Source organism: Streptomyces lincolnensis, assembly GCF_001685355.1.
Lineage (GTDB): Bacteria > Actinomycetota > Actinomycetes > Streptomycetales > Streptomycetaceae > Streptomyces > Streptomyces lincolnensis.
In genome coordinates this window covers 4,698,186-4,710,607 of record NZ_CP016438.1, presented here as the reverse complement: position 1 = coordinate 4,710,607, position 12,422 = coordinate 4,698,186, and the positions used below count along the sequence as shown (strand labels likewise).

General features: G+C 68.9%; 14 protein-coding genes. 10 read left to right on the top strand and 4 right to left on the bottom strand.

Annotated features, from left to right (window positions below; genetic code table 11):
- Window positions 1-190 precede the first annotated feature (190 nt).
- Genes SLINC_RS20860 through ygfZ form a run of 3 tightly spaced genes read left to right on the top strand, consistent with a single transcriptional unit; the run spans window position 191 to window position 2,196 of the window.
- The gene (locus tag SLINC_RS20860) at window positions 191-766 is read left to right on the top strand and encodes a heme-binding beta-barrel domain-containing protein (RefSeq protein ID WP_067435256.1); all 576 of its coding nucleotides are present in this window, start codon (window positions 191-193) and stop codon (window positions 764-766) included.
- Window positions 767-782: 16 nt separating this feature from the next.
- Complete coding sequence (locus SLINC_RS20855; RefSeq protein WP_067435253.1) at window positions 783-1,220, top strand: Fur family transcriptional regulator; 438 nt, start codon at window positions 783-785, stop codon at window positions 1,218-1,220.
- Window positions 1,221-1,230: 10 nt separating this feature from the next.
- Window positions 1,231-2,196, top strand: coding sequence for a CAF17-like 4Fe-4S cluster assembly/insertion protein YgfZ (gene ygfZ, locus SLINC_RS20850; protein WP_067435248.1), 966 nt, complete (start codon window positions 1,231-1,233; stop codon window positions 2,194-2,196).
- Between the two features lie 19 nt (window positions 2,197-2,215).
- On the opposite strand, the gene dtd is transcribed toward ygfZ, so the two are convergent.
- Window positions 2,216-2,641 carry a D-aminoacyl-tRNA deacylase gene (gene dtd, locus SLINC_RS20845; RefSeq protein ID WP_067435245.1) on the bottom strand — a complete coding sequence of 142 codons (426 nt, stop codon included), beginning with the start codon at window positions 2,639-2,641 and terminating at the stop codon, window positions 2,216-2,218.
- Between the two features lie 158 nt (window positions 2,642-2,799).
- Between dtd and SLINC_RS20840 the strand changes: the two genes are divergently transcribed.
- A complete protein-coding gene (locus tag SLINC_RS20840; protein ID WP_067435242.1) occupies window positions 2,800-3,399 on the top strand; it encodes an RsiG family protein in 600 nt (199 codons plus the stop codon).
- Between the two features lie 399 nt (window positions 3,400-3,798).
- A complete protein-coding gene (locus tag SLINC_RS20835; RefSeq protein ID WP_067435239.1) occupies window positions 3,799-5,052 on the top strand; it encodes a GNAT family N-acetyltransferase in 1,254 nt (417 codons plus the stop codon).
- 266 nt (window positions 5,053-5,318) lie between these two features.
- Here SLINC_RS20835 and SLINC_RS20830 read toward each other — a convergent pair whose 3' ends face one another.
- Window positions 5,319-5,504 carry a hypothetical protein gene (locus tag SLINC_RS20830; protein ID WP_067435236.1) on the bottom strand — a complete coding sequence of 62 codons (186 nt, stop codon included), beginning with the start codon at window positions 5,502-5,504 and terminating at the stop codon, window positions 5,319-5,321.
- Window positions 5,505-5,693: 189 nt separating this feature from the next.
- On the opposite strand from SLINC_RS20830, the gene SLINC_RS20825 reads away from it, so the two are divergent.
- Window positions 5,694-6,614 (top strand): winged helix-turn-helix domain-containing protein, encoded by a 921-nt coding sequence (locus tag SLINC_RS20825; protein WP_079164636.1) that lies wholly within the window; start codon window positions 5,694-5,696, stop codon window positions 6,612-6,614.
- 39 nt (window positions 6,615-6,653) lie between these two features.
- On the opposite strand, the gene SLINC_RS20820 is transcribed toward SLINC_RS20825, so the two are convergent.
- Window positions 6,654-6,842, bottom strand: a complete 189-nt coding sequence (locus SLINC_RS20820; protein WP_067435231.1) for a hypothetical protein — start codon at window positions 6,840-6,842, stop codon at window positions 6,654-6,656.
- A gap of 214 nt (window positions 6,843-7,056) precedes the next feature.
- Here SLINC_RS20820 and SLINC_RS20815 point away from each other — a divergent pair, with 214 nt between their 5' ends.
- On the top strand, window positions 7,057-7,941 hold the full coding sequence (locus SLINC_RS20815; protein ID WP_067435228.1) for a GntR family transcriptional regulator: 885 nt from the start codon (window positions 7,057-7,059) through the stop codon (window positions 7,939-7,941).
- A gap of 29 nt (window positions 7,942-7,970) precedes the next feature.
- Window positions 7,971-8,684: an HAD family hydrolase gene (locus SLINC_RS20810; protein ID WP_067435225.1), complete on the top strand. Its 714-nt coding sequence runs from the start codon at window positions 7,971-7,973 to the stop codon at window positions 8,682-8,684.
- Here the strand turns inward: SLINC_RS20810 and SLINC_RS20805 are convergent.
- Entirely contained in the window at window positions 8,675-8,863 is a 189-nt protein-coding gene (locus SLINC_RS20805) for a hypothetical protein (RefSeq protein ID WP_310736457.1), read from the bottom strand. The two genes, SLINC_RS20810 and SLINC_RS20805, sit on opposite strands and share 10 nt — an antisense overlap.
- Before the next feature lie 168 nt (window positions 8,864-9,031).
- Between SLINC_RS20805 and SLINC_RS20800 the strand changes: the two genes are divergently transcribed.
- A complete protein-coding gene (locus SLINC_RS20800) occupies window positions 9,032-9,904 on the top strand; it encodes a GntR family transcriptional regulator (protein ID WP_067435222.1) in 873 nt (290 codons plus the stop codon).
- 271 nt (window positions 9,905-10,175) lie between these two features.
- Window positions 10,176-12,371, top strand: a complete 2,196-nt coding sequence (locus tag SLINC_RS20795; RefSeq protein WP_067435219.1) for an aminoglycoside phosphotransferase family protein — start codon at window positions 10,176-10,178, stop codon at window positions 12,369-12,371.
- The last annotated feature ends 51 nt before the right edge of the window (window positions 12,372-12,422 follow it).

The following is a 12,422-nucleotide window of genomic DNA, read 5'->3' as shown; positions in this document are numbered from 1 at the left end:
GGCCGCGTAAGCTGGGGCCCGGCTTTTGCCGTACCGCCCCATGACGATCGTCCGAGGAGCACTCCGTGCTTGAGGTTTTCTTCGAAGCCCTGCTGATCCTGGTCTGCGTAGGCGTGCTCGGTTTCGCCTGGCTGACCGTGAAGAAGCTGTACCAGGGCCAGCGCTGATCCCCGTCTAGGAACCGCCACTCATGATCGAGATTCCGTCCGACCTCCACAAGGACCTCGTCCCCCTCGTCTTCCTGCTCGGCAACTGGGCGGGCGCGGGCGTGCACGACTTCCCCGGCTCCGAGAAGTGCAACTTCGGGCAGGAGGTCAGCTTCACCCACGACGGCCGGGACTTCCTGGAGTACTCCTCCCGGACCTGGGTCCTGGACAACGACGGCAACAAGGTCAGGCCCCTGGAGACGGAGTCCGGCTTCTGGCGGATCGACGCCGACCGCAAGGTCGAGGTGACGATGGTCCGCGACGACGGTGTCGTCGAGATCTGGTACGGCGACCTCGCCGCCAAGAAGCCCCAGATCGACCTGGTCACCGACGCCGTCGCCCGCACCGCCGCCTCCGGCCCCTACAGCGGAGGCAAGCGCCTGTACGGCTACGTCAACAGCGACCTGATGTGGGTCGGCGAGAAGCAGACCCCCGAGGTCGAGCTGCGCCCCTACATGTCGGCGCACCTGAAGAAGGTCGTCACCCCCGAGGACGTCGAGCGCTGGGCCAGGGCCCTCCCGGACGACATGCCGGACGACGGCATCGCTTTCTTCAAGTAGTCCTAGACTCCTTGGTGTGGTGAGCACCGACTGGAAGAGCGACCTAAGGCAGCGCGGCTACCGACTCACGCCGCAGCGCCAGCTTGTCCTCGAAGCCGTGGACACCCTTGAGCACGCGACCCCCGACGACATCCTCGTGGAAGTGAGGAAGACGGCGTCGGGGGTCAACATCTCCACCGTCTACCGCACGCTGGAGCTGCTGGAGGAGCTGGGCCTGGTCAGCCACGCCCACCTGGGGCACGGCGCGCCGACGTACCACCTCGCGGACCGGCACCACCACATCCACCTGGTCTGCCGCGACTGCCAGAACGTCATCGAGGCGGACATCAAGGTGGCCGCCGAGTTCACCGCCAAGCTGAGTCGCGAGTTCGGGTTCGAGACCGACATGAAGCATTTCGCGATCTTCGGCCGCTGCCGGGACTGCTCACTCAAGCATTCAACTACCGAGTCGTAGGCTTAGGCATATGAAGAGCCCTCTGCTGTCCCTGCCCGGCGCCGTCCCCGCCGAGGGCGTGGACGAAGGCGTCGCCGCCCACTACGGCGATCTGTTCCGCGAACAGCGCGCTCTCGCCGACGGCACCGGATTCGTCGACCTCTCCCACCGCGGGGTGGTCACCGTCACCGGCGAGGACCGGCTGAGCTGGCTGCACCTCCTGCTCACCCAGCACGTCAGCGACCTGCCCACGGGCGAGGCCACCGAGGCGCTGATCCTCTCCGCGCACGGCCACATCGAGCACGCCCTGTATCTCGTCGACGACGGCACCACGGTGTGGGCGCACGTCGAACCCGGCACCCAGGACGCGCTGGTCGCGTACCTGGAGTCGATGAAGTTCTTCAACCGTGTCGACGTCACCGACCGCACGGCCGAGTTCGCGGTCGTCCACCTGCCCGCCGGTTCCATCGCCGAGGTCCCCGGGGAAGCCGTCGTACGCGAGACGGCGTACGGCCGCGACCTCTTCCTCCCGCGTACGGACCTGGAGTCCTACGCCGAGAAGTCCGGCCCACCGGTCGGCATCCTGGCCTACGAGGCCCTGCGCGTCGAGCACCACCGCCCGCGCCTCGGCTTCGAGACCGACCACCGCACGATCCCGCACGAGCTGGGCTGGATCGGCACCGCGGTGCACCTCCAGAAGGGCTGCTACCGGGGCCAGGAGACCGTCGCCCGCGTCCAGAACCTGGGCAAGCCCCCGCGCCGCCTGGTCTTCCTCCACCTGGACGGCAGCGAGGTCCACCTGCCCCCGGCCGGCACCGACATCCGCCTGGCCGACGACGGCCCCGACGGCCGCAAGATCGGCTTCGTCACCACGTCCGTACGCCACCACGAACTCGGCCCGGTCGCCCTCGCCCTGGTCAAGCGCAACGTCCCCCTGGACGCGCGCCTAGTCGTGGATACGACGGCGGCGGCCCAGGAAGTCGTCGTAGAACCCTAGAACCCTAGAACTCGGATCCTCAGATCTCGACGAGGACGGTGAAGGGTCCGTCGTTCGTCAGGGACACCCGCATCCGGGCGCCGAAACGCCCCGTCGCCACCGTCGCGCCGAGGGCCCGGAGCTGGGCGACGACCTCCTCGACAAGGGGTTCGGCCACATCGCCGGGGGCGGCGGCGTTCCAGGTGGGGCGGCGCCCCTTGCGGGCGTCGCCGTACAGGGTGAACTGGCTGATGACGAGCAGCGGCGCGTCGATGTCACTGCACGACTTCTCGTCCGCCAGCATCCGGATCGACCACAGCTTGCGGGCCAGTTGGGCCGCCTTCTCCTTGGTGTCCTCGTGGGTCACGCCGACGAGGACACACAGTCCCTCGCCCTCGATCGCGCCCACCGTCTCGCCGTCCACGACGACGCTCGCGCCGTCCACCCTCTGCACCACTGCACGCATATGACCATCATGCCGTGCCGTGCGGAGCCTCCCTTCGGGGGCTTCTTTTTGATCCTTACCCCCCCATCTGGGGCCGATCGGGGGCACTCGGTCACATAGCGGCCACTTGGGGTGGCACGATGCTTCCCACACGCCGGTCGAGGGGACGGTAGAGGCACATGAGCACACCGAGTACCGAGGGGCGGCTGGGATTCCAGCGGCCGCCCGTTCAACGCACCGACAGCCCACTGCTGGCCACCGACCCACCCGAGCCCGACCTGGCCGTGCTGAGCCTGCCCGAACTGCGCACCCTGCGCCGGGACGCCCAGCGCGACGAGGCCGACCTCAGCTATGTGCGGCGGCTGCTCCAGGGCCGTATCGACATCCTGCGGGCCGAACTGGCCCGCCGCTCCCCGACGGAGACGGCGGCCTCCCTGGTCGAGCGACTCCCCGAGGCCTCGGTCTTCGAGCGCCTCCCGGAGATCCTCACCGACGCCCCGGCCCGCCACCGCTCCTCCGCCCGCCACGTCACACTCGGCACCCCGTACAGCGAGGAGTACCGCCTGCTGGCCGCCGAGATGCTCGCCGAGGTCGAACTCTCCGACCTCGCCGCCCGCACCGACCTCGAACTCAACACCGCGATGGGGCGGCTCGTGCGGTACGAGCAGCAGGTGTCCCGCCGCCGACAGCGGTTGCAGCGGACGGCTGACGGCTCCAGTGCGGAGATCGCGCGGCGGTATCGGGAGGGGGAGGCTCAGGTGGATGACTTGCTGGTGTGAGGTTCGTTGCCGTGCGCTTTGGGGGGTGGCGGGTGCGGTCGTATGGCGGGTGCGGGTGCGTGGGGGCTGGTCGCGCAGTTCCCCGCGCCCCTGAAAAGCAGCAGCCGCCGTCGGGCGTGAGGCACCCCCGGGCCGTGGGCGTCTCAGCCGCCCACGGCGGTAAGGGGACGGGGCGGGGGGTGTCCGCCCGCAGCGGCCGGCGTCCGACACGCAGTACCTCTTGGCCCGACAGCACCGCCGGACCGAGGACGGAGACCCCCCGCCCCGGCCCCGACCCACCACACAACCGTGGGCGCTACACACGCCCCCACCGGACCCGCACAGCGCGCCGCGAGGCATCCGCACGCCCGGCCGGGAAATCCTGGCGACACCCACTCGCCGCGCACCTACCGTGAACTCATGACCCGCCCGCACCCTGACATCGACGTCCGCCCGATCACCGACCCCGAACTCGGAGACTGGCTGCGCGCCGTGAACACCGGCTTTCTGCGCGCGCCCACCGTCCCGGACAGCGAACTGGAGAGCCGCCGGGGGCAGTTCGAGCCCGGCCGGTACCTCGGCGCTTTCGACAGCGGCCGCTGCGTCGCCACCTTCCGGTCGTTCGCCCAGCAGGTCACGGCCGTGGGCGGCGCCGCCGTGCAGGCCGACGCCATCACCGGCGTCACCGTCACCGCCACACACCGCCGCCGCGGCATCCTCACCCGCATGATGGCCCAGGACCTCGCCGCCGCGAAGGAACGCGGAGACGTCGTAGCGACCCTGATCGCCGCCGAGTACCCGATCTACGGCCGCTACGGCTTCGGCCCCGCCACCTGGATGGCGGAGTGGGCCATCGACGTCCCCCGCACGGGCCTCGACCGCCGCAGGGCCGCCCCGGACGACGGCGCCCGTATCGACCTCGTGGACGGCGAGGACGTACGCAAACTCGGCCCCGACCTGCACGAGCGGGTGAGGCGCGCCCAGCCGGGCGCGGTGAGCCGCGACGACATGTGGTGGAAGATCAACACGGGGGTCGTACGGTACGACCCGACGTGGACAGAGCCGTTCTACGCGGTGTACCGCTCCGCGGACGGCGAGGTCGAGGGACTCGTCGCGTACAAGTCGGACGACAACTGGCACGACAAGCAGCCGCACAACACGGCGACCGTCCACTGGCTGATCGCGTCGACCCCGACCGCGGAGCGCGCCCTGTGGCACTACCTCTGCTCGATCGACTGGATCACGCGGGTGAAGAGCGGCTGGCGGTCCCCGGACGACCTGCTCCCGCTCTACCTGCCGGACCCGAGGGCGGCCAGGATCACCGCGCAGGCGGACTGGCTGTGGGTGCGGATCCTGGACGTCGTACGGGCGCTTCAGGCGCGGACGTACGCGGGGGAGGGGACTCTGATCCTGGAGGTGGCCGACAAGGACGGGCTGGCCGGCGGGCGGTACCGGCTGGAGGCGTCCGAGGAGGGCGGATCCTGTACGCCGACGACGGCGTCCGCGGATCTCACGCTCGACGTGAGCGACCTGGCGGCCCTGTGGCTGGGCGACGAGTCGGCCGAGCGGCTGAGGGCGCTGGGGCGGGTGCGGGAAGAACGAGCGGGCGCCGCCCGGTCGGCCGACGCCCTGCTGCGTACGTCCAGGCGACCTTGGTGCCCGGACATGTTCTGAACCTCCCTCCTGCCGACGGCAGTTGCTGTGTCGTGCTGTCTTGCTGCTTCGCATCCGTAGCGAGCTCTTCAGTTGTGGCGGTACTGGTCCTCCGTGACGTGCTGTTCAGTTGTGGCTGTGCGGATGTTGCCGTGTTCAGTTGTGACTGAGCTCGGTATCGCCGATGTGACCGGTGTTCAGTTGTGGCTGTACTGAATGTGGCCGATGTTCAGTTGTGGCTGTGCAGACGGACCGAGCTCCCGGCTCCCCTCCGGAAGGGAGCCCGGTCAGCCGGAATGGGCGAGCAGCATCACGAGGATGACCGCTCCGATCCCACCGATCGCGATGTTCTTCGCCTTGATGCCGACGGTCAGGGCGACGAAGGCGACGATGCCCATGGCGCCCCACTTCCACTGCACGAGTGCTTCGAAGCCGACGGCAAGGGCGGCGATGGCGAGGGCGATGATCGGCATGCGGTCCCTCCTTCGGGCCGGTCCCCCAACGGGACGTGGTCCCCGCCGGTCGCCTGGAGGGCCAACCTTGCGGAAGCTTGACCATGTTGCTCAAGTTGGCGACCAACTTCACTGTACTTATCTCCGCTTGGATGCGGCTCATAACCACCTTTCGCTGAACTGCCCAAAGATGGCGGGAAGTTGTAGTGTTTGGTTGTGGACCCGAAACACGCCGCCGTCAATGGGCGGAGGAGGGCACAGCAGCCACACAAGTCACATCGTGAGGTGGCCGACGAGTTGCGCGCCCGCATCCGCTCCGGGCAGTTGCGACCGGGTCAGCGCATGCCCACCCAGGCCAAGCTGGCGGACGAGTTCGGGGTGGAGCGGGGAGTCGTACGGCAGGCGCTGTACATCCTTCAGTCCGAGCACCTGTTGACCAACGTATCCAAGGGAAGCCCCGCGACCGTGGCTCCCGACCCCGCCCTGACCAGGCCGTTGACGGGTCCCGCCGCGCCACCGCTGCCCACCACCGTGGCCCTCGGGCCGCGCATCGAGTCCGCCTTCGCGGCTCCGCAGGTCGAGATCGACGCCCTGTGTCTGACCTCGGTCTCCCTCACGCTCGCCATCGGCGAACCCCTGCGCCAGATCCACGTCGGGCGACTGAAACCGGCCAAGATCGCGGTCCGGGTGCTGCTGCCGAGCCGGGACATCGATCTCGCCTTCCCGGTGGCCGTCGACGGGCGCAGCGAGCACGACGCCCCGGTCCACGACCGCTGGCTGGCGCAGCGCAACGCGCAGGGCCAGGTGCTGAGGCACAACCTGCTGGCCCTGCGCGGCTCCCACGGCATCGATGTGCAGGTGTCCTTCCGCGCCCTGCCGTTCACCCCGCCGGTGAAGCTGTATCTCCTCAACGGGGTGGAGGCGCTCTTCGCCTACTACACGCTGTCGCGCCGCAAGGCGGAGATCGACCACGAGAACCTGGAGATGTACGACGCCACGGGCGCCCTGTCGATGCTGTTCGCCTTCGAGCAGGGGGCCGGACTGCGGGACACGACGTTCGTCGAGCAGTCCCATCTGTGGTTCAACGCACTGTGGGAGACGATCAGTTCGGAGCTGACGCTCACGACCTGAGGTCTCCCACAGGGGTCATGGTGAGGCGGGGCCGTCGAGTCACAAGGCGGGCCCCGCGACGAGCAGGGCGAGCATGACCGCTCCGACGGAGCTGACGGCCGGGCTCTTGGCCTTGATGCCGATGGTGAGCAGCAGCAGACCGACGACGCCGGCGGCGCCGTACTTCCACTGGACGGTCTGCTCGATGCCGACGACGAAGACGGCGGCGAGGAGGGCGAGAGCAGGCACGGTGGTTCCCCCTTCGGTCGTGCCGGGCGAGGCGGTGCGAGGCGGGCGTGGGGGGTCATGATGGTGCGGAACGATCCGGGATGGTTCGGATGAGGCGAACCCTTAGCCAACTAGACCAAGTTGGTAACCAACTCAATGGTAGTTGTCCCCACTTGGTACATGGTTCAAAACAACTTTCAAACAACTCCACATAGATGGATGGAAGTTGTAGCGTTTGGTCGTGACCCAGGAGAACGTGGCAGTGAACGGCAGCAGAAGACTCTCGCCCCAGGAGATCGCCGACACCCTGCGGGATCGCATCCGTGCGGGCGACCTCAGGGCGGGAGACCGCCTGCCCACCCAGGCCGAGCTCGCCGAGGAGTTCGGGGTCGAGCGCGGCACCGTCCGCCAGGCCCTGCGCGCGCTCCAGGAAGACGGTCTCCTCAGCAACGTCAGCAAGGGCAGCCCCCCGAGGATCGCCGAACCCCCGCGAACCGGCCGCGCGGAGGAGCCCCAGCCGACGATGGTCGGCCTGGCCCCCCGCCTGGTCGAGGCCTTCACCGTCCCCCACGTCCGCGTGGACGCGGCCTGTCTGACGGCCGAGACGCTGATGCTGGCCCTGGGCGAGCCCATCCGCCACATTCACGAGGGCCGCATACGCCCCGACTCCATCGACGTCCGCATCCTGCTGCCGTCCCGCGACATCTCCCTGGCCTTCCCGGTCCCCGTCGACGGCCGCGGCGACGACGACCCGGTCCACCAGCGCTGGCTCGACATGCGCAACGCCCAGTCCCACGTCCTGCGCCACAACCTCCGCGCCCTGCGCTCCTCCCACGGCATCGACGTACACGTGTCCTTCCGCGCCCTGCCGTTCACCCCACCGGTGAAGCTCTACCTCCTCAACGGCGAAGAGGCCCTCATCGCCTACTACATGGTCACCCGCCGCGAGGAGGCCTCCGACAGCGGCGTCCTCGACATGTACGACGTCCTCGGCACCGAATCACTCCTTTTCTCCTTCGAGAAGGGCACCGGCCAACGGGACGCCGCGTTCGTGGAGCAATCGCAGAAGTGGTTCGACGCCCTCTGGGAAACCATCACGACGGACCTGACACTCTCCTAGTGACTCCTGATACGACGCAGACTGAACCAGTGACAGTGGAGATCGAGAACCTGCGTGACCTGATCGCTCGGCCACACGTCGTGCTCTGGGACTTCGACGGGCCGATCTGCCGGCTGTTCGCGGGCCATGCGGCGGACCGGGTGGCGGACGACCTGGTGAACTGGCTCGAAGGCCGCGGCCTGCACGGGCTGCTGACCGAGAGCGAACGGAAGTCCCTGGACCCGCACATCGTCCTGCGGGCCGTGGACCGTCGGCACCCGGGCAGCGACCTGGTGGACGAGTTGGAGGAACGTCTCACCCAGGAGGAGCTGCGGGCCACCTCGTCGGCGATGCCCACGGCGTACGCAGATCCGCTGATACGGACCTGGCAAGCGGTGGGTTCCCGGTTGGCGATCGCCACCAACAACTCCCCGCGCGTGGTGCGCACCTACCTGGAGAGCCGCGGCCTGACATCCTGCTTCGCTCCCCACATCTACGGCCGCACGCAGCAGCTCAACCACCTCAAGCCCGACCCGCACTGCCTGAACAGGGCCCTGAGCGCGATGGGTTCGGCCCCCTCGGACGCACTGATGATCGGCGACACGCCCTCGGACCTGCTCGCGGCCGATGCGGCCGGCGTCCCGTTTCTCGGCTACGCGCGTAACGAACGCAAGGAGAAGCTGCTGAGGGACGCGGGCGCCACAGCGATCGTGCCCTCGCTCAAGCCGGTTCTGGAACTGCTCCGGTCCGGGCCTCAGGCCTGAGTCATCAGGAACGCGAACACCACGGCAGCTCCCACCGCGAGACCAGCGCGGCGTGCCCGTATGCCCACGCCGATCAGGAACAGGAGCACCACACCGACGACCCCGAGCTGCGTCTGCGCCCACAGGTTCAGGGAGAGCTCGCCGAGTCCCGCGATCATGTGAAACAGGAACATGTCCATCCACCTCCCTTCCACTTCCGGTGAAGCGCCCCAGTGTCATTCCAATTGGACTGCTTACCGTGAAGGTGGTCTGCCCTGTCTCGGTGATCCCTTAACCAACCGGCCAATCTGGCGGACCAGTTGGGGAAAAATGGTTTGCTGGTGGACTGGAGGCGGTACGGTCCACCTGTGGACGGACAGCAGGCCGGCGAAGGTGGCGGCAAGGAATTCCAGCGGATCGCAGACGAGTTGCGCGGCCGCATGGCCGACGGAACGTATCCGCTGCGGTCCTTCCTGCCGTCACAGCGTGATCTGGCCGAGGAACTCGGGGTGTCCCGGGACACCGTGCAGCGGGCGCTGCGCGAGCTGGCCAGCGAGGGGTGGATCGAGTCGCGGCAGGGCAGCGGGTCGAGGGTGGTCAAGACCCAGCGCATCCAGTCCCCCACGCCCAGGGCCACCAGATCGCGGCACGGCCCGAGGCTGGAGCCGCTCATCAGCGAAGCGTTCGAGCAGCCCGAAGTCACGCTGGACGTCTACACGTTGACCTCGCAGACCCTGGACGCGCACATCCGGCTCCAGGCCGAACGCATCCACGGCGGCTACATAGCTCCGCAGCGCATCGCCCTGCGCATGCTCCTGCCCGACGCCTCGCTGCCGATGCCGTACCCGCGCGCCAAGGACGACCAGAGCGACCCACGTCCGCAGGAGCGCCTGCGCGTCATCACCGAGCGGCACACGGCGTCGCTCCTGAGCGCACTGAACGATCTGCGGACCGAAGGCCTCGTACCCTCCGTCGAGGTGCAGATCCGTCACGCCCCGCTGACGCCGACCTTCAAGGTCTACCTGTTCAACGGCGGCGAGGCGTTGCACGGGGCGTACGAAGTGATCGAGCGCAAGATCATGCTGGACTCCGACGAGGAGATCACCGCACTCGACGTCCTCGGCCTCGGCGCCACCCTGACGCACCATGTGGCGGACGGCGATCCGAACTCGTCGGGCTCCGTCTTCGTGGAGAGCATGCAGAAGTGGTTCGACTCGGTGTGGAACCTGCTCGCCGAATAGCCCGGGAGGGCACGGCCGGAGGGGGCTGCGGCTTGCTGTAGCATCGCCCGCACCGACTGAGCAATCGCTCGCTTCCATGCGTATGGATAGGCCAACAGGTCAACTCCGGGCGGCTTCGCACAGCCCTCGCACAGCCCTCACGCAGAAGAGTGGCAAACCATTCATCGGGGCCACGCGAGTGGCATCCCGGGCGTCACGCTGTCGTGCGCGGGACCTCACCGCATGCTAAGCGTTTGCCATATCTTCTCCCTCTTCGTACCCGGAGCAGCCAGTGGGCGCACCTCCTCATCCGCTTCACCTCGCGGGGGAGCGCGCCAGGCTGGACCCCTCCTACGTCGTGGAATTCGTGCAACAGGCCACGCAGCTCGGGCTGGCGAGCAGCGGACACCACAACCAGAACTACGTGCTGCCGCTGACGGAGCAGATGGCGGAGCTGCTCGGCCGCGAGGCCGGCACGTCCGTCACCGTGCGGATCCGGCGTCCGGACGTACTGCCGGTGGTGATCAGGACCTGGCGGGACGAGGCGGAGATCCTCAACGCCATCAAGGGTGTCCTGCCCCACGTCCCGCAGTGCCTGGTCAGGCATAACCGATTCGCCATCCACAGCTATGTGGAAGGCGTACCGCTGTCCACCGTCTGTGGAAACGGCAAGCCGGTGGACACGCTGCTGATCCGGGCACTGGCCGGTCTGCTCGCCCAGATGGCCCAGGTGCGGCGCGGGGCGCTGCCTCCCCTGCCACCCGGGTGGCCCAGCAACGACATGGACAGCCAAGGGTTCCTGCGGACCCTCGCGCATCTGGCGGACCGGCAGATCAGGCAGCCCAACTGGGCTGCCTTCGGTGGACTGTTCGCCGCCCTCGGTATTCCGGAGGACGCCCTGCTCCGTCTGGCCGAGCGGGTCCCCGTCATGGCCCGGCGGCCCTACAGCCTGCTCCACGCGGACCTGCACCGGGACAACCTGATCCTGTCGTACGAGTCCGGTGTCCCGCCTCTCATCTGCGTCGACTGGGAACTGGCGACCTACGGCGACCCGCTGCACGACCTCGCGACCCATCTGGTCCGGATGCAGTACCCGGATCACCAGTGGGCCGAGGTGATCGAGGCGTGGGCCGTAGCCATGCACGAGATTCGCCCGGCCGCCGTCAGCGGTCTGTCGAGGGATCTGCGGCCCTACCTCAACTTCGAGCGAGCGCAGTCCGTCTACCCGGACGTGATGCGGGCCGCCCGGTCCCTGGACGACTCCCTCACCCAGAAGAGCCTGGACGAGGCCACGGCGGAGGTCCGCCGGGCGCTGGAGGCGGCGGCGGAGCCGCTGCGGCTCAGGAACGTGCCGCGCGAGCAGGAGATCGAGCGGGCCCTGTTCCGGTGGTGGGCGTCACGGAGCGGCCGCGACGGAGGAGCCCCCGACTGGGCCTCGAAGTCCTTCGTCTGGTTGCCGGACCGACGGGTCCCCGAACGCGAGGACTTCCCCAACTGGGCCGTACGGGACGCGCTGGCGGCGGAAGGGGCGGCACCGGCCGGCCGGGTGTTCAAGGGAACCGCGCACCTCAACTCGGTGGTGTGGGTGCCGGCCGTGGACTTCCCCGTGGTGGTGCGTCGCAAGGTGCCCGGGTTCCGCCGCAGGGAGCGCAGCTTCCTCAGCGAGCACTCCGTGCTGCGTGCCATCGAGGAGTCGCCCGCCGAGGTGGCGGCGCCCCGCGTCCTCGCGCTGGGCGAGAGCTACCCGAGCGACACCTTCGCCATCCACACGTACGCCGGACCGCACGACACCGGCCGGCCCCCGAGCCACCCGGTGCACGGCCTCCTGCCGCACGAGGCGGACGGGCTCGTCGACCAGCTCTGCGCGCTGACGCAGGTGAACTACAAGCAGGTGGACCCGACGGCCGGCGACGGCGGCTTCCACCACTGGCTGCGGGACCAGCTCGTCCTGCTGGTCTCGGAGCTCCCGAAGGAGTCCCAGCAACTGGCCAGGCTGCTCGGGCTGCCCGACGCGGAGGGGCTGCGGCAGCTGCTGTCCCGTCACGAGGTGAGCCACCGCAAGCCCGCCCTGCTGCACGGCGACCTCAACCCGTGGAACCTCGTACGCCGTGACGACCACCTGGCGCTCACCATCATCGACTGGGAGATGGCGGTGGTCGGCGATCCGCTCTACGACCTGGTCCGGCACATGCACCTCACCCCGACGCGGCCGGAGATCCGGGACCGGATGTTCCGCCGCTGGGAGAAGAAGCTGCCGCGCCCGTGCACCCAGGACTGGCGCAAGGACTGGCGGGTGTACCGCTGGATCGAGATCGTCCGGTCCGCGTACATCGACCTCGACCGCCTGGTGACCGCCGAGAGCCTCGACGCCCCCAACGTCCGGCGGGCCGTGAACTCGTACGCGATCACCCTGGCCGCGGCGACGGGCTCACTCGGTCTTCCCGTCCGCCGGACCGCCAACCCCTACCTCGCCAGGGCCCTGGGATAGGCCGGCGGGCGGCGCCGCCCGTGACGCGTAGCTGCCCTGGACGAAGGAGGC

Bases quoted from the DNA above. Each gene is read 5' to 3' on its own strand.
- dtd (WP_067435245.1), bottom strand. From the start codon at position 2,641: ATGCGTGCAGTGGTGCAGAGGGTGGACGGCGCGAGCGTCGTCGTGGAC.
- SLINC_RS20840 (WP_067435242.1), top strand. From the start codon at position 2,800: ATGAGCACACCGAGTACCGAGGGGCGGCTGGGATTCCAGCGGCCGCCC.
- SLINC_RS20805 (WP_310736457.1), bottom strand. From the start codon at position 8,863: ATGGACATGTTCCTGTTTCACATGATCGCGGGACTCGGCGAGCTCTCC.
- SLINC_RS20860 (WP_067435256.1), top strand. From the start codon at position 191: ATGATCGAGATTCCGTCCGACCTCCACAAGGACCTCGTCCCCCTCGTC.
- ygfZ (WP_067435248.1), top strand. From the start codon at position 1,231: ATGAAGAGCCCTCTGCTGTCCCTGCCCGGCGCCGTCCCCGCCGAGGGC.
- SLINC_RS20830 (WP_067435236.1), bottom strand. From the start codon at position 5,504: ATGCCGATCATCGCCCTCGCCATCGCCGCCCTTGCCGTCGGCTTCGAA.
- SLINC_RS20835 (WP_067435239.1), top strand. From the start codon at position 3,799: ATGACCCGCCCGCACCCTGACATCGACGTCCGCCCGATCACCGACCCC.